Source organism: uncultured Brachyspira sp. (assembly GCF_910578695.1).
Classification (GTDB): domain Bacteria; phylum Spirochaetota; class Brachyspiria; order Brachyspirales; family Brachyspiraceae; genus Brachyspira.
On sequence record NZ_CAJTQJ010000005.1, the window covers coordinates 59,951 to 81,152 of the forward strand.

The window sequence follows — 21,202 nt, forward strand, 5'->3', positions numbered from 1 at the left end:
AGTTTAAGTATATGCAATTTTCAAACTTTGACCAAATAAAAATTAGTATAGCAAGTCCTCAGGTTATGAGAGAATGGAGTTATGGAGAGGTAAAAAAGCCGGAAACTATTAATTACAGAACTTTAAGACCTGAAAGAGACGGACTTTTTTGTGAAAAAATATTCGGAACTACTAAGGAATATGAATGTTATTGCGGTAAATTTAAAAGTATTCGTTATAAAGGAGTAGTTTGCGATAAATGCGGAGTTGAAGTTACTCATTTCAAAGTTAGAAGAGAGAGAATGGGACATATAGAATTAGCTGCTCCTGTTGCTCATATTTGGTATTATAGAAATACTCCTTCAAGAATAGGGCTTCTTTTAAATATGAATATTGCTCATTTAAGAAGCGTTCTTTATTTTGAAAGATATGTTGTTATTGATGCAGGAGACAGTACTTATTCTAAAGGAGATCTTTTAACCGAAGAAGAATATAATGAAGCTTTAGATAGATATGGTGATAATATAAGAATTGGCATAGGTGCTGAGGGTATAAGGGATATGCTCAGAGACCTAGATATGGATGAAGAGATTAGAAAACTCAGAGAGGAAATGATTAAAAAAGGTGAAAAGAGCGATAGGCGTTTAAGAAAGCGTCTTGAAATATTTGAAGATTTTAAAGCAAGCGGAAATGATCCTACTTGGATGATACTTGATGTAGTTCCTGTAATTCCTCCTGATTTAAGACCTATGGTTCAGCTTGACGGCGGAAGATTTGCCACTTCAGATTTGAATGATCTTTACAGAAGAGTCATAAATAGAAATATTCGTTTAAGAAGATTATTAGTATTAAGGGCTCCTGATATAATTATAAGAAATGAAAAAAGAATGCTTCAGGAGGCTGTTGATGCTTTATTTGATAACAGCAGAAGAAAGAAAGTAGTTAAAGGACACGGAAACAGACCTTTAAAATCTCTTTCGGATATGCTTAAAGGTAAGCAGGGGCGTTTCAGACAAAACCTTTTAGGAAAACGCGTTGACTATTCAGGACGCTCTGTAATTGTTGCAGGTCCTAGACTTAAAATGCATCAATGCGGACTTCCTAAAAAAATGGCTGTTGAATTATTCAAGCCTTTCATTATGAAAAAATTAGTTGAAATTAATTCGGCTCATAATATAAAATCTGCTAAGAAATTTGTAGAAGAGGGCAGAGAAGAAGTTTGGGGAGTATTGGAAGATATTGCTAAAGAACATCCTGTACTTTTAAACAGAGCTCCTACGCTTCATAGACTAGGTATTCAGGCATTTGAACCTGTACTTGTAGAAGGAAAGGCTATTCAGCTTCACCCATTAGTTTGTCATGCTTATAATGCGGACTTTGACGGCGATCAGATGGCAGTACATACTCCGCTTTCTGCTGAGGCTCAGATTGAGGCTTGGACTTTGATGCTTGCTCCTCATAATATATTAAATCCTGCTAACGGCGAGCCTATTGTTAATCCTACTCAGGATATAGTACTTGGCATTAGTTATTTAACTAAATTAAGAACAGGTATTAAAGGCGAGGGAAAAATATTTTCATCTGCTAAAGATGCATTGCTTGCTTATGATAATAGTTTGGTAGAGCTTGAATCAAGAATTAAAGTTTTAATGAAAAATAAAGACGGAGAGGAAGAGTTTATTGAAACTTCTGTCGGAAGAATAAAGTTTAATGAAGTTATTCCTGAAGATTTCAGATATCAGAACAGAGACTTTAACAGTAAGGATTTGGCTAAATTTATTCACGAAGTATATTTAAAGCATGGTACAGCAGTAACGGTTAATATGCTTGATGATATTAAAGAACTTGGCTATCAAAGTGCAACAGTATTTGGTTCTACTATTTCTATAGCTGATATACTTATACCTCCGATGAAAAAACAGGAGATAGAAGAGGCTACTAAACAGGTAGAGTTTATTGAAAATCAGTATATGAATGGTATTATCACTACAGATGAGAAAAAGCAGAAGGTTATGGATCTTTGGACTACTGTTGAAGGTAAAATAACAGAAGCTATGATGGATAATTTGAGACAAGATCAGGACGGATTTAATCCTGTATATATAATGGCAGATTCAGGAGCAAGAGGCTCTAAACAGCAGATAAGACAGCTTGCTAGTATGAGGGGACTTATGGCTAAGCCTTCAGGTGAGATTATTGAACTTCCAATTATTTCTAACTTTAAAGAGGGTCTTACTGTACAGGAATACTTTATTTCTACTCACGGTGCTAGAAAAGGGCTTGCCGATACCGCTTTGAAAACATCAAGTGCAGGATATCTTACTAGAAAGTTGGTGGATGTTGCTATAGGTGTTGTTATTTCTGAGCATGACTGCGGTACTGTTAAAGGTATTTCTATAGAGGCTATCAAAAATGGAGATGAAATTAAAAAATCTCTTAAAGAACGCGTTGTAGGATTCTTCACAAGCGAGCATATATATCATCCTGTTACTAAAGAACTTATATGTCCTGCTAATACAGAGATTACAGAAGAGATTGATGATTTGATAGAAAAAGCAGGCATAGAAAAAATAAATATAAGACATCCTCTTACTTGCGAAAGCAGAATGGGCGTATGCCAGAAATGTTACGGCAGAAGTTTATCTACAAATAATCTTGCTTCTATAGGCGAGGCTGTCGGAGTGGTTGCTGCTCAAAGTATTGGTCAGCCCGGTACTCAGCTTACAATGAGAACTTTCCATATAGGCGGTGTTGCTACTCAGATGGTAGAAGAAAATGAAATAAAAGTTAATTATCCTATATATATAGAACAATTCTCTAATTATGTTATTCAGCCTAATGGAATTAAAATAACTGCTAGAAAAGGCGATTTAATTATTAGAAGAGTTTTAGATAAATGGGAAAAATCTTCATTAAAAGATATTTTAGCTGAAAACAATGCAAAAGTGCTTATAGGCGATGTTATAGCCATTCTTAAAGACGGTACAGAAATTAAGTCTACTCATAATGGTACTTTCAAAATTACTGATGATGATAAATATATAATGATTACAGGTAATAAGCATACAATTGTTATTAAAGTAGGAAGCGAATATAAAGCAGATGAGCATATATTTATAGAGGCTAATACAGTTATAGCAAGCTTTGATACTTATAATGAACCTATAATTTCTGAGAAAGCTGGTATTGTAAGATATCAGGATATAATACCCGGAAGAACTTTGATTGAAGAGATAGATGATCAAACAGGAAATAAAACTAATATTATTCAAGAGTTTAAAGATGCTAGTATGCAGCCTAAAATATTGATTGTAGGCGATAATGATACTTTTGAAACCGATATACCTAATGGTGCTCAGCTTATGGTTGAAAATAATCAGAAAGTAGAAGTCGGAGAGGTTATAGCTAAAACAACCCGTATACAGCAAAAAAGCAGGGATATTACAGGAGGTCTTCCTAGAGTACAGGAATTGCTTGAAGCTCAAAAACCTAAAGATACGGCTATTATTGCAGGTATTGACGGAGAAGTTGAAATAGGCGGTTCTCATAAGGGTAAAAAAGTAGTTAAAATCAGAAATGAATTTGATGAAACTAAGCATTTAGTTCCTCATGGTAAGATGCTTTTAGTTAGAAACGGCGATCAGGTGAAAACAGGTACTCAATTATGTGCTGGTAAAATTAATCCTCATGATATATTGGAAACTCAGGGAGATTTAGCTTTGCAGACTTATTTGCTTGAAGAGATTCAGGCTGTATATAATCAGCAGGGTGTAGGTATTAATGACAAGCATTTTGCTCTTATAATAAGACAGATGCTTAGAAGACTTGAAATAACAGATCCCGGTGATACTAAATATATTGTAGGACAGTATGTTGATAAATATGAATTTGAAGAAGAAAACAGACGCTATGAAGAGGCTGGAGGTTCGCCTGCAAGCGGTAAGCCTGTACTTTTAGGATTAACTAAAGCTGCACTTAATACAGAAAGCTTTATATCTTCTGCTTCTTTCCAAGAAACAACTAAAGTTTTGACTAATGCTGCTATTAAGGGTAAAGTTGATAAATTACTTGGGCTTAAAGAAAATGTTATCATAGGTCATTTGATTCCTGCAGGTACAGGTGTAAAACTTTATAATAAACTTCATGTTTATAACAAAGAAATAGGAGATTTGGATCAAAAAGATAATATAGATAATAATTCTAAAGAAGAAGAAGTTATAAAAATAGAAGTATAAATAATATTTTTAATATAAAGAGGTTTTCATTATATATGAGAGCCTCTTTTATTATTAATTTTTTATAATTGTTTGAATTATGATAAATTTTCTTAATTTTATTTAATAGAATTTTTTCTAATTTGGTTATTCAACTGACTTTTGCTTTTCAAACTTACAGCAGGGTTTTACTTAATTCTATTTACGGCATTGCATTATTTAAATTATATTTCTTATTAGTTATGAAATATAGAAAATAATATTTTGGCAATTAATAGATATGATCTTTTTATGTGTTTATAAATTTTAATACTGAAGTAATATTTAATTAATAATATATTTTGCTTTTTTATATAAATAAATGCTATTATAATTATTTATATCTTCAAATTTAAACTCCCAAATTAAATATTCCTTGTTTCTTTTTTCAAAAAATAAAGTTCTTACATTTTTATTTGTATATTCAGACCATTGTCTATATGGATAATATAATTGTCTTATTATTGTATCTTTAGTTTGAGAATTTTTGGCTTATATTCATAAATAAAACTTTTTCGCTTATTATAATATGGCTGTAAAACAGCCATATGCTCAAAAGTTTTATATTAATTAAATCTTATCTATTTCTTTTTTTTACTTTTCTCTTCCTGCATACACATCATTTATCATAGGTTTTATTTTAAATAATTTAATATATCTATATGCTCTGTATTTCTTCTTTTTATATTATATTTATATCAATTCCTATCTTTATTATTTTTATATTTTTAATAAAAAACTCTCCTAATTATCAATGCTTTTAAGTCTTTTATCTGTAAGCTCTATATAATTTTTATCTATTTCTATACCTATGTAATTTCTGTTTCCTATCATTTTGCATGCTACTGCTGTAGTACCAGAACCATTGAAAGGATCTAAAATTGTATCATTATCTTTTGTAGAAGCTAATATTATTCTAGTTAAAAGTTTTAATGGTTTTTGTGTAGGGTGCTTTCCTTGTATTTTTTCACTTTTTGACGGTGCAGATATTGACCATACACTTCTCATCTGTTTTCCCTTAGATTTTAATTTATCATCTTCAAAATCCATATTTTTCATAAGCTCATAATTATAATAATGTTTTGTATTTTTATCTTTTTTAGCCCAAAGAATTGTTTCATGGCTATGAGTAAATACTTTGCAGCTTAAATTTGGTGCAGCATTAGGCTTATACCAAACTATATCATTTAATATGTAAAATCCTAATTTTTCTAATACATATCCGCATTTATATATACTATGATTAGTACCGCTTATCCATATAGTACCATCATCTTTTAAAACTCTTTTGCATTTTGATATCCAAGATTCATGAAATTCTGTATCTTCTTCAAAGCCAAAACTTTTATCCCACTCTCCTTTATTTACACTAACCATTTTACCAGAATGGCATGTTATTCCATTATTTGATAAATTATAAGGAGGATCTGCAAATATCATGTCTATAGATTTTTCTTTTATGGCATCAAGTATTTCTAAACAGTTCCCATTTATTATATTAAATTTCATATATGATTAAAACCTTACTCTTACAGAATTGGCATGTGCTTCTAAACTTTCATTCTCAGCAAAATTAATTACATTGTTCTTTACTTTTTCTAATGCATCTTTAGTGTAGTAGGTAATATAAGATTTTTTTATGAAATCATCTACTGAAAGCGGAGAAGCAAATTTAGCTGTTCCGCTAGTAGGTATTACATGATTGGCACCTGATAAATAATCCCCCAAAGCTTCAGGAGTATAATCCCCCAAAAATATTGAACCTGCATTTTTTATTTTGCTTAATATAGAGAAAGGCTCTTTTATACTTATCTCCAAATGCTCAGGAGCTATTTCATTACTTATATACAAAGCTTCATCTATTGTATCAGTTATTATTATTCTGCCGTTATTTTCTATAGATTCTGATGCTATATCTTTACGGCTTAATTTTTCTAGCTGCTTGTATAATTCTTCCTTTACTTTTTCTGCTATAGATTTTGAAGTTGTTATTAATATGCTGGAAGCTAATTTATCATGTTCAGCCTGTGCAAGCATATCTGAAGCTATATGTATATAATTTGCTGTTTCATCTGCTATTATCAATACTTCGCTCGGACCTGCTACCATATCTATGGATACTTCCCCGAATACTAGTCTTTTAGCCATAGATACATATATATTTCCAGGTCCTACTATTTTATAAACTTTTGGTATGGACTTTGTGCCATAACTTAAAGCAGCTATTGCCTGAGCACCGCCTGTTTTAAAAACTTTATTTACTCCTGCTATTTTTGCTGCAGCCAATATATTATCATTTATTTTTCCTTCTTTATTTGCAGGAGATACTAATATTATTTCATTTACCCCCGCCACTTTTGCAGGTATAACATTCATAAGCACTGTTGATGGATAAACTGCTGTGCCTCCCGGAATATAAACTCCTACTTTTTCTATAGGGTTTATTATTTGCCCCATTATAATGCCGTCTTCTTCATTGGTTATGAAACTATTTCTTAATTGTTTTTTATGGAATTGTTCTATATTTTTATAAGCAATATAGAGTGTTTCTTTAAATTGCTCATCAGCTTTATTATATGCCTCTTCTATCTCTTTTGTACTTACCTCTAAATTATCTATTTCAGCATTGTCAAACATCTTTGCATATTTTATTAATGCATTATCCCCATTTTTTTTTACATCTTCCAATATATTTTTTACCTTCTCATTAACATCATCATAACTAAATTGGCTTCTTAATAATATCTCATCTAATGATTTGCATTCTTTATAGTTAATTACTTTTATCATAATATTTTTTCCTTAAATATAATTTTATAAAACTTTTTCTATATTATTTACTATTTTTTTTATTAAATCATTTTTAAATTTATAGCTTACTTTATTTACTATCAATCTTGCACTTATATAATCAATAATTTCTTTTATAATAGTAAGATTATTTTCTTTTAATGTGCTTCCTGTTTCTACTATATCAATTATAACATCAGATAAATTTAGTATAGGTGCTAATTCAATAGAGCCGTTTAATTTTATTATCTCAACATCTCTATTAATAGAATTAAAATAACTCTTTGATATATTAATATATTTAGTAGCAACTCTTAATCTTCTTTCAATATCTTCTTTATATCCTTTTACAGAAGCCATACAAACTTTGCATTTTCCGAATTTTAAATCAAGAAGCTCATAAATATCATGATTATTTTCAAGCAGTATATCTTTGCCTACAATACCTATATCAGCAACATTTTTTTCAACATATATTCCAACATCAGAAGGCTTTACTATTAAGTATCTTACATTTTTCTTATCATTTTCAAATACTAGTTTTCTGTTATCTTCTAATATTTCTTTATTTTCATAACCTATTTTTTCAAATAGATTATATACTTTATTTACTAATCTTCCTTTCGGTAATGCTATATTAATCATAATCCTAATTCTTTTTTATTGTTTTAGTAGATTATTATAATATATTAAGATATTTTTTCAAATAGTAATTTGTAAAAACTTTCAACCTTATGTTATTTATTAGAAGTAAAAGATAGTTGAAATTTATGGTAATATTATATATACTATAAAATATAAATGGAGATGCTTATGTTAGAAAAAAATGGCAAAGTAGTAAATATTAAAGATAGTAAAGAATTATGGTCTGAGTATATACTTGATGATGATACTATAATCAGAGTTAAATATGTTGTTACAGAGATAAGGTTACTAGATGAAAAAAATGAAGACGGATCTCCTAAATATAATTTAAGCATACAGCCTGTAATTTCTACTTTAAAAAAATAATTATGAATATAATTATAGAATCTAATTTAATATATAAAAAATCTGATTTTAATAATACATTTTTAATTTATGAAAATTCTAAATATAATAATTGTGTTAATTTTAGTTTAAATTCTAACGGCGTAAATTTTTCTATTGAAAATGGAAGCAAATTTGCATACTATTCGTCTAATAAAAATATTATACAATTAGAAAATTATCATAATGAAAATGAATATAAAGACTATAGTTTAATAATAGAAGCAAATGATAATACTGAAAGCTATGAATATAAAAAAGCAGATAAAATTTTTAGTGATTCTGTAAATATTAGCAGTTATAATTCATCTTTATCTCAAGATAAAAATAAGGATAAATTGAACAGCATAAGAAAATTGGAATATAATTGGAATGATAATGATGCAGAAGCTATAGATAAAATTATTTGTGATAATATTCTAAAAATAATAGAAGAAGTTATAATACAGCCTAAAATATTTCCAACAGCTAATAACAGTATACAATTAGAATATTATGATTATAAAGATAAAAATAAATATCTTGAATTTGAAGTTTTTAAAGATTATATTAATATTTATGAAGTTTTATCTAATTCTAAAGAAAAATCATATATAATTAATTCAGTAAATGTAAATAAAATTAATTCTATAATTATGGATTTTTATGAACTTAATAGAAGATAATGAAGAAATTTTATATAGAAAAATACATCCGAAAGCTATTTTTTGGGATGATGATAATAACAGACCTTCATCGGCAGCATATAAAGATAAAAATGGTTTATCAGTTGATAGGTTAGGAGATAGGGAAGAAAATGAAGTTATTAACTCTTTTATTAAAAGATTTGGAATAGATAAAGTAAGATCTGTAGTAAAGGTCTCTGTTGCAATCTGTAAAGAATTAGAATTATATCCTATTTATAAACCAAGTTTAAATAATAAGTATCATGCAGAAATACATGATTCGGAGAATAGTGTTTTAATATCTTCTTCTAAAGCCAAAAAATTAGCAGAAAATGTGAAAATAGTAAATATATAATATTTTTATTTCTTCAATAAATATAATAAATATTAGAAAATAATTAAATTTATATATAGTAAAAAAGAATTTTATATTTATTACTTTTATTATTAAATAATAATTTATAATATATAAAAATATCTTAATAAAAACAGTATTTGCTGATATTCTCTTGACAATCTTGATATGATTTATATACTTTAAACTAGGAGTTGTTTATATGCCAAATAAAAAGACTAAGAAACTGCAAAATTCAAAAATTATGTTAACTGAGCATAAACTTGATGATGGTACAGTTGTCAAAGTTAATCCTACAGTTACGAGAATAATATTATTTGATAATAAAGAATAAATATTAAATTATTTTTTTATTAATTAAAAAATATAGCTTTTAAAGTATTATTTTTTAATTAAGTTTATGATTTTTTATTAATTAATTCTTAAATCGCTGTTTTCAAATATGTATTTTTCTTTATAATTATAATCTGTATTATAATTATCGCTGTACATATCTGTTCTTACTTTCTTTCCTTCTTTTATAAATCTTTGTACTTTGTCTAGTAAAATTTTTTCATCTCCGCTTTTATATAGTATCAATATATCAAAATCATATTCATTTTTAGAAGAATATCCTGTATATAATTTATCCATATAAACTGCAAATCCTATAGCATTTTTTTTGTTTTCTTCATCTGAAGTATGGGCATTGAATTTAGCAAGAAGCTTATCATATCTTCCTCCTGAAAGAACAGCATCATTATTTCCTTTTATATATCCTTTAAAAATTATTCCATTATAATAACCAAGTTTGCTTTCTATTGAAAAGTCAAGCAGTATTTTATCAAAGTTATTATAATTTTCAAATACTGCTAAGAGGCTTTTTAATTCATTATAGGCTTTCTGCATTTTTTCATTTATGATTATTTTATCTATTTTTTTTAATATATCTTTATAGCTTCCGCATAAGTCTATCAATGATATAATATTATTTGTATATTTTTCATTTATATTATTAGATATTAATACTTTTTGTAAATCATGCTTATTCTTGCTGTATATAAAATTAAGTATTTCAAGTTTTTTATCTTCATCTAAATTAAGCTCATCTATTAAGGCGAACATAAAATCTATGCTTGATATTTCTAATATATATTCATCGCTTATTGATTTTAAACTGTCTACAGCCATACTTATTATTTCTAAATTTGAATATGTATTTAAAGTTCCTATTATTTCAACGCCTATTTGCTGTATTTCTTCATATTCATTTGAAACATTATTTATTTTGTATATATCTTCTATATAGTAAATTTTTTTAGTATATTTATCATTATCTTTTAAAATTTTTTTTACTATTGATAATGTAACATCAGGTCTTAATGATTGAAGATTTCCATTTAAATTCATAAATGTTAATATATGTTCAGTCTGAAGAAAATCTTTATAATTATTGTATAAATTATAATCTTCAAATTTGCTTAATTTAATTTTTTTGTATCCGTATTTTTCGTATATATTTGCTAATTTATATGCTGTCATTATTAATTCTTCTTTTATTTAGAATTTTATTTAATTTTTATTATAATATAAAAAAATAAAAATAACCATATATAAAAAAAATTATGAAGCATCAAATGATTTATAAATTTATTTCAAAAACATTTTATGCATAAGTTAAAAAATATAAATGATTTATGTACTATATATTTTACTTAATATATTTTTGACTGCAAATGATAATGGCAGAAAAATATTTTTTATTTGATAGAGTTAGTCATTATTTTTTATAGAATCCATTATATTAAATAAACAGCTTTCTAATTTTTTATCATCTATAAATTTTGAATCTATTTTTATATTATTTTCTTCTATGATGAAGTACTGCATTCCTGCTTTATTGATTAATTTCTCTTTTACAGTATCATTATTTTTTATTCTTTCTTTCATATCTTCAGTATTTCCAAAATGTCCCGCTCCGTCATATTCTATGATTGCTATAGGCTCATTTATCCTATCGCCTTTTTTATATGTTATTAAAAAATCACAGTAAAAATCTCTGAAAGTTTTCCAGACATCTGTATCTTCTTCTGTATCTAAAAATGCTTTGAATGATACCTGTTTGTAAATATTATAGTCTTTAAATATTTTTAATATAGAATAAAAAATTTTAGTTTCTTCTATATTCATAATCTTTTTTACTTTTATATTTCCTGTATCCATATTTGATAATCTTTGCTCAGTAATACTTTTTTTAATTTTTTTATTATATCTTTTATATTTATTATATTTTTTATAATAATATTTTTTAAAAGGTTTTTTATAACCATTTTTATATGGGTTCTTTCCTAATTTAACTATAAAAAATAATACAAAAATTAAAATTATTAAATATATAAAAGACATAAATATACTCCAAAGTTTTAAGATAAAATATTATTAATATCTTTAAGGTATTCATTTAATTTTTCAGTATCTATTAAACCTGATTTCATTTTTATATCATCATCTTTTATTATAAAATATTTAAGCCCTATTTTATTAAAAAGCTTTTCTCTTATCATATCATTATCTTTTACTCTTTCAGCCTTTTTTTCATTATCGCCGAAGTGTCCGCCCCCATGATATTCTATCACTGCTATAGGTTCATTCATTTTGCTTCCTTTTCTATGAGTTATTAAAAAATCACAGTAAAAATCTCTGAAAGTTTTCCAAGAATCCGTATCTTCCTCTCCTTTCAAAAATGCTCTGAAAGATACCTGAGGATTTACATTATAATCATTAAATATTTTAACCATAGAATAAAAAATTTTAGTTTCTTCTATATTCATAACCTTTTTTGTTTTTATACTGCCGCTTTCCATATATTTTAATCTTTGCTCTGTTATTTTATTTGATGTATTAGATTTATTATTTTCTATATTGTCTGTATCGATTTCATATTCTTCATAAATTGTCTTTCTTTTTTTTCTAAATATGAATATAAATATAGCGGGAATTAAAATAAAAAGAACAGCAGAAATTATTAAGTCTTTTTCATTCATAATAAAAATCCCTATTATTGCAATTAATATATTTATTTAAATATTATAATTTTACAATATTTCAAATATAATATTTAATTTACTATTTATTCATATTAGGTATTTTATAGTTTTGCCTATTATTATATCAACTATCTAATTATATTATATTAACTATCTGATATATTTTTAAATACTAGTTTTGCAATAATAATTATAGTATAGTAAAAATTGCTGAAACTGTCAATATGATTTTATTTTTTTGTATGATATTTATTTTTATAAATTTATTAATTTTTTATAAGAATAGAATCTATTTCATTTTGCGATAAATGTTTAAAAGTGCCTTCTTTTATATCATCTAAAAAAATTCCGCCTATTCTTAATCTTTTAAGTATTATAACTTCAAAGCCTATCTTTTGGCACATTCTTCTTATTTGTCTGTTTTTACCTTCTGTAAGAATTATATTAAATGAATTTTTATTTATCCTTTTTATTTCAGCAGGCTTTAATTTTTGTCCGTCTAAAGAAATTCCGTATTCAAGTTTTTTTAATGCACCGTCAGGAATATCATCATTAACTTTAACATAGTATTCTTTTTCGCAATTACTATTTTCGCCTATAATTTTTTTTGCAAATACTCCGTCATTGGTAAGAATTATAAGTCCTTTGCTGTCTTTATCTAATCTTCCTATTGGATATATACTCTTAAAATCTTTTTTTACTAAATCATATATAGGCTTTCCTTCTTTTTTATTAGATGATACAACATAACCTATAGGCTTATTTAATTTTATATATATTTTGCTTTCTTTATACTGTTTTATATTACATTCTACTTTATCATTTTCAGATACTTGAACTGCAGGATTATTTATTATTTCTCCATTAACTTTAACATTTCCCTCTTGAATAAGTTTATCAGCTTCTCTTCTGCTCGCTATATTTAATGATGCTATATATTTGTTTAATCTCATACTTTGCTAAACTCAATAAATTTCCAGCATATATTAACATAATATCATTTTTTATCAAATTTTAATAATATTTTCTAAAATTATAGTATTATTATATCGATATAATAATTATGAGAATTTTATATTTTATAGTTGACAATTTTTGCTGATTATAATATAATTATGCTAAGTTATTGGATATAATTGCTTAGCTATAAATATTAAGGAGAGTGCGCTATGAAATTCTATAGAAGTACGGGAGATTTTTCTCGCTACCTCATAATCATTTGTCTATTCATTAGCATATGTACAGCTGCTGTCTATGGACAAACTTCTAGTGTTTATATGGAAACTAGACTACTTTACAACTTTGAAACATTAGATGAATGGCAGCCTATATCAAATGCCAGCCGATTTATGTTTAAAGGAGATAGAACAAATGAAAATGGAGTTGTAATGAAATATCCTAATATGAGATTATTCGCTACAAAGCCATACGGTATGGGTAACCAAAGTTATAATTCAACCAATTCATTATCAGTAAGTGTTTCTTTTTTCAGAAAATCATATAATTTCTTTGATTTAGTTCCAACAGTACAAAAAATCATACCTGGTAAAGCTCAGACTTTTGATGTTTGGGTATGGGGTGGTAACTATGACTATACTATGGAAATGATATTTGAAGATTATCGTGGTTATACTTATACATTGCCTTTAGGATCAATAAGATACATAGGCTGGAAAAATATGAGTACATCAGTACCATCATTTATTCCTCAGGAAGAGCCTTATGTTCCTAGAGCTAAAGGTTTAAGATTTATGAATTTCCGTTTCTGGTCATCACCAGAGGAAAGAGCTGATAATTTCGTAGTTTTATTGGACTATTTCCAAACAGTTACAGATACATTTAGAGAGGCTTATGACGGTTCTGACATAGAAACTACATTAGGTCAGGAAGTAGGCGGAAGATCTTCTGAACAATATACAGAAAACGGAGCTCAGGTAGTAGGCGAAGGCGGCGGAGCTGCTGCAGAAAATACGCAAGAAGCACAATAATAAGGAGAAGAATGAATATGAAAAGATTAAGTATCTTGATAACAATGTTAATTCTAACTGTTGCATTCTTGTTGTTTGCCCAAGATGCAGCTCAAACAGGCGATCAGAATGCTCAGAATAATGATGGTAATAATTTTGTAACAGAAGCTATAACTAATTATTTAATAGATGATTTTGAATTTGCTAATACATGGCAGGCTTCTATGCCTAGAGATTATGGCGTAGTAGGCATCATTCGCCGTGAGGGCGGACCTGCTGATGTTATAGCTGAAGGCGAAGAAAATAATAAATATATTTTAGGTGCCAAAGTAGAGTATTTTAGAACTGGTTATCCTTGGTTCTCTGTTACTCCTCCTAGACCAGTTAAAATACCTGGTTATACTAAAGAAATTAGTGTTTGGGTAGCAGGCCGTAACCATAATAATAGAATGAGTTTCTATGTTTATGATATAAATGGTAAGCCTCAGTCAATAGGTAATGAACCTCTTAATTTTATGGGTTGGAAAAATATTACTATACAGGTTCCTGCTAGTATAGAACAAGAAGATTTTAGAGGTCAGGTAGAGCAGGGTATTAGCTTTATGGGTATACATGTTAAAGTTGATCCTAGGGACTCTTATGGTAAGTATTATATCTATTTTGATCAATTAATGGCTAAAACTGATATGTACTTAGAAACTTATAGAGAAGAAGATGACCCATTAGATACTTGGTAATTTATTAAGTATTTGAAGATATTAAAGGTAAGGTGTTATTTTTATGCCTTACCTTTTTTATAATTAAATTTTGTTTCGGAGGTTTTATGTCTTTTTTTATGAATTTATCTTTAGTAAATAAGCTTTTATTAATAGGCTTCATATTGCTGGCAGTATATTCTATAACAACTAGAATTGTAAATAATAGAGTAAATAAAGATAAAAAAGAAAATGATAATAAAAAAGAAAATGATAATTAATAAGGACTTTTTATGAGTGAATTACTTGTATATATTATAATAGGTATTGTATGGCTTATAGCAAGCTTAATAACAAAAGCAAATAAACAAAATAATAAAAAAAGAATAAATACTAATAAAACAAGAAATAATAATACAAGTACTTATACTTCAAAAAATATAAAAGCTGATGATGAAGAAGAAATATTTAGAGAATTGCAGAAAAATATCAGAAATTTAAAGAACTATAATGAAGAAGTTCTTAGAGAAAATACAAAAAAGGAAGAAGTATATACTAGTAATTATGAAACTTCAAATTATGATAGAGAAATATTAGAACTTCAGGAAAAATATAATTCAAAAATTACACAAATAAATAATATAAAAAATGATTCAAATTACAGTGATATTAATAATTTAGATAATAAATCAGAAAGTGAAATATATATAAATTCTATACTTTCTTCTTTGGATATAAAAAAAGCCATAATATATAATGCTATACTTGAACCTAAAAGAATTAATTATAGAAGACTAAAAAATAGAACTTAATAATAAAACTTTAATTAGAGTTTATTTATATATAGAGAGTTTAATAATGAAATCATTTGAAGAGCTTATATCTGTCATACAAACTTTGAGAGGAGAAAATGGCTGTGCTTGGGATAGAGTACAAACTTTTGATAGTCTTATTCCCTGTTTTTTGGAAGAGGCTTATGAGGTTATAGAGGCTATAAATAATAGAGATTATGAAAATATAAAAGAAGAATTGGGAGATGTGCTTTTGCATGTGGTATTTTTTTCGGAACTTGCTAAAGATGAAAATAAATTTGATATAAATGATGTTTGCCTTAATATTAATAAAAAACTCATAAGAAGGCATCCTCATGTATTTGGAGATAGTGATGTTAAAGATGTGCAGGGTATATTAAAGCAATGGGATAAAATAAAAAAAGAAGAAAAAGAGAATAATAATATAAATGAGTTTAAAAGCATACTTGATGAAATCCCTAAATCTTTACCTATAATGGAAAAATCGTACAAATTGATGAAAAAAGCTGCAAGTGTTGGATTTGAATACAAAAATATTGACGATTCTCTTTCAAAAATAGATGAAGAACTTTTAGAAGTTAAAGAGGCTTATAAAGAAAAAGATAAGGAACATTTAGAAGAGGAAATCGGCGATTTAATTATGACAGTTCTTGATTTTGCCCGTATGAATAAAATTAATCCTGTCAATTCTCTTATAAAAGTTAATAATAAATTCAAAAAAAGATTTAATTATATAGAAGAAACTGCTGCTGAAATGAATAAAAAATTAGAGTGTATGACTTTAGAAGAAATGGATAATCTTTGGAATGAATACAAGAAAAAAGAAAGAGAAGATAAATGAGTATATATGACTTTAATGTTAAAGATATTAATGGCAATGATGTATCTTTAGCAAAGTATAAAAATAAAGTTGTTTTGATAGTTAATACTGCTACTAAATGCGGTTTTACCAAGCAGTACAAAGATTTAGAAAATATATATGAAATGTATAATAGCAGAGGGTTTGAAATATTGGATTTTCCTTGTAATCAATTTTTGAATCAAGCACCTCAATCAGATGAGAAAATAGATAATTTTTGTAAACTTAAATATAATACAACTTTTGATAGATTTAAAAAAATAGATGTAAAAGGAAAAAATATAGAACCTTTGTATTTATATCTTATTAATAACAGCAATTATTTTCTTAATAAAAATATAAAATGGAATTTCACTAAATTTTTGATAAATAGAGAAGGGTATATAATACATAGATTTTCTAGTATTGATTCAATAAATAAAATTAAAAAATATATAGATAAATTTATATAATAATCTATTTATTTTGTGAATATCAAAGTTTATAATTTATATTCATTAATATAAAAATTCAATTATAAAAAAATAATCAAATAATTTTATGCTTTTAAATATTTTTGCATTGACAATTTTTTTTATTGATATATAATGAACAATGTTCAATATTTAGACATATAACAGCTGTCTTAATTTTTTTATATTAGAAAACTAAATATAAAAATTGTGAGCGTATAGCAAAGTCATTTGCTATACACTTTGTGGGAACAATTTTTATTAGCAATAATAAAGAGGTTATAAACTAATTCAAAGCGAGTTTATAGCTAGAAATAATAAATAATAATTTTATGATTTCAAAAGAAGAAATACTCAAAGCAAGCAGAGAGCTTATAAAAAAGAAAGGACTTAATTCTATTAATATGCGTTCTTTAGCAGAAGCAGCAAATATATCTGTAGGTTCTATTTATAATTTTTTCAAATCAAAAGATGAGCTCACAATTGCAGTTATTTCAAGTGTATGGTTTGATATATTTCATACTCAAAATATTTCTTTGGAATCTGATAATTTTATTAATATTATAGATACTATTTTTTACTGTTTAGATAATGGAAATAAAAAATATCCAAATTTTTTTTCTATGCATTCTACAATGATATTTGGAAAGAATAAAGATAAAGGAATTAAAATGATGAATCATATAAAAAAGCATATCAGAGATAATTTGTATAAAACTTTGATGAATGATAAAAGAGTAAAAGAAGATGCATTTAATGATAATTTCACTGCTGATAAATTTATTGATATTATATTTTCTTTTATCATTACTTATATTATAAATGGTAATTATGACAGCTCTTCTATAAAAGAGATAATTAGAAGAACTATTTATTAGTATATAAATAAAAATACAGAGGATTTTATGATTAATAAAAGGCTTATATCTTTAATGGGAAATGCCAAAAAATATATAGCTTGGCATGTTATAATACAGCTTATTAATTTATGTCTTAATATAACAGCTGTATTTTTTATGGCTGATATTATACAAAAAGCGGCTTATGGAAATATTATAAAAGAGGATTTAATAAAAGTATCTGCTGCTATTTTTATTATAGTGATACTTAGATTTAGATTTAATATTTTAATGTCTGATATGTCATACAATGCTTCTGGAAGAGTTAAGCAAATTTTAAGAGAAAAAATATATTCTAAACTTCTCATATTAGGAAGCAGATATAAAGAAAAGTTTTCAACAAGCGAGATAGTACAAATATCTATGGAAGGTGTTGATCAATTAGAGATATATTTTTCACGCTATTTGCCTCAGTTTTTTTATAGTATGATAGCCCCTATAATTCTTTTTGCGGTTCTTTCTTTTATCAGTTTAAAATCAGCTTTTATACTTTTAATATGTGTTCCTCTTATACCTATATCAATAATTGCTGTAGTTAAAATTGCTAAAAAAATATTAAAAAAATATTGGGGAAGCTATAGTGATTTAGGAGAAATATTTTTAGAAAATATTCAGGGACTTACCACTTTAAAAATATATAAAGCAGATGAAAAGAAAAATGAGGAGATGAATATAGAAGCTGAGAAATTTAGAATTGCTACTATGAATCTTTTATTTATGCAGTTAAACTCTATAACTATAATGGATATAATTGCTTATGGAGGTGCTGCTTTAGGTATTATAGTTTCTATGCTTGAATATATGAAAGGCAGTATAAATTTAGCAGGCACATTTTCTATAATAATGCTTTCAGCTGAGTTTTTCATTCCGTTAAGACTTTTAGGCTCTTTTTTTCATATAGCTATGAATGGAATGTCTGCAAGCGATAAGATGTTTGAAATACTTGATATGATAGAAGATGATAAAAGAATAAATAATATAAATAAATACAATGAAGAGATTACTTTTAAAGATGTAAGTTTTTCATACAATGAAGATAACACTATACTTAAAAATATAAATATGACTATAAAAGAAAAATCATTTGTATCAATAGTTGGAGTTTCTGGTTCTGGTAAAAGCACTATTGCAGGATTAATATCATTAAAAAATGAAAATTATAAAGGCTCTATAAAGATAGGGGATATAGAACTTTCCTCTATTAATAAATCTGATTTGCATAAAAAAATAGTTTCGGTTGATCATAACGGCTATTTATTTGAAGGCACTGTATATGATAATTTAAAAATGGCTGGAGATAATATAACAGAAAATGAAATGAATGAAGCATTAAAGCAGGCTGAACTTTATGATTTTTTACAGTCTGAAAACGGACTTAATACAAAAATAATGGAAAATGCCGCTAATCTTTCAGGGGGACAGAAGCAGAGATTAGCTTTAGCAAGAGCAATACTTTTTGATGCGGATATATATATATTTGATGAGGCTTCTTCAAATGTTGATACTGAAAGTGAGGAGAGCATTATGAATATAATAAGAGATATAGCTGAAGAAAAAACTGTTATACTTATATCGCATAGACTTTATAATTGTATTCTTTCGGATAATATATATTTCTTAAAAGACGGAATCATAATTGAAGAGGGTACTCATAATCAATTAATGAATTTACAAGGAGAGTATGCTAAAATTTATAATGAGCAGACTAATTTAGAGAGCATAACTAGATTATAAAGTTTAATAAATAGGAGTTTAATAATGAGAAGAAGCGGTATAAAAATTATGGCACAGCTAATTGTTTTGATTGCTCCGCTTATGCATATTATGATATTAGCTGTAATTACAGGCGTATTAGGTTTTTTATGTGCAATATTTATAACTATATTAGGCGGATATGCTGTTTTAACATATTTAGGCTTAAGTTCAGTATTTAGTATAAAAACAATATTTATAACTATTTTAGTAATTGCAGTTTCAAGAGGAATACTTCATTATATAGAACAGCTTAGCAATCATTTTATAGCATTCAAATTATTAGCATTGATAAGAGATAAAATTTTTAAAGCTTTAAGAAAATTATCTCCTGCAAAACTTGAGGGAAAAGATAAAGGAAATTTAATAGCATTAATCACAAGCGATATAGAATTATTGGAGGTTTTTTATGCTCATACTATTTCTCCTATAGCAATAGCAGTATTAACTTCTTTTATAATGATAGTTTTTATAGGAAGTTTTAATATTATATTGGGTGCTGAGGCTCTTTTGGGGTATTTTACTATAGGCTTTATTATTCCATATTTTTCATCAAAGTTCGGTAAAAATGACGGAATGACTTATAGAAATGATTTTGGAAAATTAAATAGTTATTTTCTTGATAGTTTAAGGGGTATAAAAGAGATACTTCAATTCGGATATGCTGAGAAAAGAAGTAAAAATATAGAAATTAAAACTGATAATTTAATGTATTTAAATAAAAAGCTTAAAAAATATGAAGGTTTTATATCGGGTATAACATCTTCTGCAGTATCAATATTTATATTGGCAGTACTCATTACAAGTATTATAATGTCAAAAGATACAAATTTAAATTTTGCAGATATTATAATACCAACTATAGCTATGGCAAGTTCATTTGGGCCTGTTATAGCATTAAGCAGTTTATCTAATAATTTATTTATGACTTTAGCTAGCGGAGAGAGGGTGCTGAATTTACTTGCTGAAAAACCTGCTGTAGAAGAAGTTTATGACGGTAAAAAAGATTTGATTTTTAGCAATGCTGAATGCGAAAAAGTATACTTTGATTATGAAGGCGATAATATATTAAAAGATTATAATTTGTATATAGAGCCTAATAAAATAATAGGTATAAGCGGAAAAAGCGGAAGCGGTAAATCTACTCTTTTAAAATTATTTATGCGTTTTTGGGATACAAAGAAAGGAAATATAAAAATATCTGATACCAATATAAAAGATATTAATACAGATACTTTAAGAAATATTGAAAGCTATGTAACTCAGGAAACTTCCATTTTTAAAGATACTATAGAAAATAATATAAAAATTGCAAATCCTAATGCCTCTTATGAAGAAGTTGCTGAAGCCTGCAAGAAAGCATCTTTACATGATTTTATAATGACTTTGCCCAATGGCTATAATACAAATATAGGAGAGCTTGGAGATACATTATCCGGAGGAGAAAAGCAGAGAATAGCTATAGCCAGAAGTTTTTTACATAAAGCCCCTTTTATACTTCTTGATGAACCTACGAGTAATTTAGATAGTTTGAATGAAGCTGTTATATTGAAATCTATAAAAGATAATAGCAAAGAGAGAACTATTATACTTGTTTCTCATAGGCTTTCAACTCTGAATATAGCAGATAAAGTTTATAAAATGAAAACTGACAGAGTAAGTTAATACA

Annotated in this window: 21 protein-coding genes; 14 read left to right on the forward strand and 7 right to left on the reverse strand. The window is 26.5% G+C overall.

Translation table 11 applies throughout. The features are described from left to right. The first annotated feature begins 11 nt into the window (after window positions 1-11). Complete coding sequence (rpoC, locus tag QZ288_RS02820; RefSeq protein WP_295154737.1) at window positions 12-4,214, forward strand: DNA-directed RNA polymerase subunit beta'; 4,203 nt, start codon at window positions 12-14, stop codon at window positions 4,212-4,214. Window positions 4,215-4,976: 762 nt separating this feature from the next. On the opposite strand, the gene QZ288_RS02825 is transcribed toward rpoC, so the two are convergent. The 3 genes from QZ288_RS02825 to hisG are packed head-to-tail and all read right to left on the reverse strand — an operon-like array spanning window position 4,977 to window position 7,667. Beyond that, window positions 4,977-5,741 (reverse strand): site-specific DNA-methyltransferase, encoded by a 765-nt coding sequence (locus QZ288_RS02825; RefSeq protein ID WP_295154739.1) that lies wholly within the window; start codon window positions 5,739-5,741, stop codon window positions 4,977-4,979. A gap of 6 nt (window positions 5,742-5,747) precedes the next feature. Further along, a complete protein-coding gene (gene hisD / locus QZ288_RS02830; RefSeq protein WP_295154741.1) occupies window positions 5,748-7,022 on the reverse strand; it encodes a histidinol dehydrogenase in 1,275 nt (424 codons plus the stop codon). Window positions 7,023-7,046: 24 nt separating this feature from the next. Continuing rightward, entirely contained in the window at window positions 7,047-7,667 is a 621-nt protein-coding gene (gene hisG, locus QZ288_RS02835) for an ATP phosphoribosyltransferase (RefSeq protein WP_295154743.1), read from the reverse strand. Between the two features lie 168 nt (window positions 7,668-7,835). Between hisG and QZ288_RS02840 the strand changes: the two genes are divergently transcribed. From QZ288_RS02840 to QZ288_RS02855, 4 genes are all read left to right on the forward strand, one after another. Then, on the forward strand, window positions 7,836-8,033 hold the full coding sequence (locus QZ288_RS02840; RefSeq protein WP_295154745.1) for a hypothetical protein: 198 nt from the start codon (window positions 7,836-7,838) through the stop codon (window positions 8,031-8,033). Between the two features lie 2 nt (window positions 8,034-8,035). Further along, the gene (locus QZ288_RS02845) at window positions 8,036-8,716 is read left to right on the forward strand and encodes a hypothetical protein (RefSeq protein WP_295154747.1); all 681 of its coding nucleotides are present in this window, start codon (window positions 8,036-8,038) and stop codon (window positions 8,714-8,716) included. Then, a complete protein-coding gene (locus tag QZ288_RS02850; protein ID WP_295154748.1) occupies window positions 8,697-9,071 on the forward strand; it encodes a hypothetical protein in 375 nt (124 codons plus the stop codon). Before QZ288_RS02845 ends, QZ288_RS02850 begins: the two co-directional genes overlap by 20 nt. A gap of 202 nt (window positions 9,072-9,273) precedes the next feature. Continuing rightward, the gene (locus tag QZ288_RS02855; RefSeq protein WP_295154750.1) at window positions 9,274-9,405 is read left to right on the forward strand and encodes a hypothetical protein; all 132 of its coding nucleotides are present in this window, start codon (window positions 9,274-9,276) and stop codon (window positions 9,403-9,405) included. 77 nt (window positions 9,406-9,482) lie between these two features. Here the strand turns inward: QZ288_RS02855 and QZ288_RS02860 are convergent, their stop codons facing one another. From QZ288_RS02860 to QZ288_RS02875, 4 genes are all read right to left on the reverse strand, one after another. Next, entirely contained in the window at window positions 9,483-10,592 is a 1,110-nt protein-coding gene (locus tag QZ288_RS02860; protein WP_295154752.1) for an ATP phosphoribosyltransferase regulatory subunit, read from the reverse strand. Between the two features lie 231 nt (window positions 10,593-10,823). Next, a complete protein-coding gene (locus QZ288_RS02865) occupies window positions 10,824-11,456 on the reverse strand; it encodes a DUF2726 domain-containing protein (protein ID WP_295154754.1) in 633 nt (210 codons plus the stop codon). A gap of 17 nt (window positions 11,457-11,473) precedes the next feature. Continuing rightward, entirely contained in the window at window positions 11,474-12,094 is a 621-nt protein-coding gene (locus tag QZ288_RS02870; protein WP_295154756.1) for a DUF2726 domain-containing protein, read from the reverse strand. A gap of 269 nt (window positions 12,095-12,363) precedes the next feature. Beyond that, window positions 12,364-13,050: a pseudouridine synthase gene (locus QZ288_RS02875; protein ID WP_295154758.1), complete on the reverse strand. Its 687-nt coding sequence runs from the start codon at window positions 13,048-13,050 to the stop codon at window positions 12,364-12,366. Window positions 13,051-13,374: 324 nt separating this feature from the next. Between QZ288_RS02875 and QZ288_RS02880 the strand changes: the two genes are divergently transcribed. The 9 genes from QZ288_RS02880 (at window position 13,375) to QZ288_RS02920 (ending at window position 21,198) form a co-directional block, all read left to right on the forward strand. Beyond that, window positions 13,375-14,085: a flagellar filament outer layer protein FlaA gene (locus QZ288_RS02880; protein WP_295154760.1), complete on the forward strand. Its 711-nt coding sequence runs from the start codon at window positions 13,375-13,377 to the stop codon at window positions 14,083-14,085. A gap of 17 nt (window positions 14,086-14,102) precedes the next feature. Next, complete coding sequence (locus QZ288_RS02885; RefSeq protein ID WP_295154762.1) at window positions 14,103-14,801, forward strand: flagellar filament outer layer protein FlaA; 699 nt, start codon at window positions 14,103-14,105, stop codon at window positions 14,799-14,801. 86 nt (window positions 14,802-14,887) lie between these two features. Further along, window positions 14,888-15,040, forward strand: a complete 153-nt coding sequence (locus tag QZ288_RS02890; RefSeq protein WP_295154866.1) for a hypothetical protein — start codon at window positions 14,888-14,890, stop codon at window positions 15,038-15,040. A gap of 12 nt (window positions 15,041-15,052) precedes the next feature. Then, a complete protein-coding gene (locus QZ288_RS02895; RefSeq protein ID WP_295154764.1) occupies window positions 15,053-15,571 on the forward strand; it encodes a hypothetical protein in 519 nt (172 codons plus the stop codon). A 46-nt stretch (window positions 15,572-15,617) separates the two neighbouring features. After that, the gene (mazG, locus tag QZ288_RS02900; protein WP_295154766.1) at window positions 15,618-16,412 is read left to right on the forward strand and encodes a nucleoside triphosphate pyrophosphohydrolase; all 795 of its coding nucleotides are present in this window, start codon (window positions 15,618-15,620) and stop codon (window positions 16,410-16,412) included. Beyond that, window positions 16,409-16,882 (forward strand): glutathione peroxidase, encoded by a 474-nt coding sequence (locus QZ288_RS02905; protein ID WP_295154768.1) that lies wholly within the window; start codon window positions 16,409-16,411, stop codon window positions 16,880-16,882. The genes mazG and QZ288_RS02905 overlap by 4 nt, the downstream gene beginning before the upstream one ends. Before the next feature lie 332 nt (window positions 16,883-17,214). Continuing rightward, the gene (locus QZ288_RS02910; RefSeq protein ID WP_295154770.1) at window positions 17,215-17,760 is read left to right on the forward strand and encodes a TetR/AcrR family transcriptional regulator; all 546 of its coding nucleotides are present in this window, start codon (window positions 17,215-17,217) and stop codon (window positions 17,758-17,760) included. 27 nt (window positions 17,761-17,787) lie between these two features. Next, on the forward strand, window positions 17,788-19,515 hold the full coding sequence (locus tag QZ288_RS02915; RefSeq protein WP_295154772.1) for an ABC transporter ATP-binding protein/permease: 1,728 nt from the start codon (window positions 17,788-17,790) through the stop codon (window positions 19,513-19,515). Between the two features lie 24 nt (window positions 19,516-19,539). After that, entirely contained in the window at window positions 19,540-21,198 is a 1,659-nt protein-coding gene (locus QZ288_RS02920) for an ABC transporter ATP-binding protein (protein ID WP_295154774.1), read from the forward strand. Window positions 21,199-21,202 lie beyond the last annotated feature (4 nt).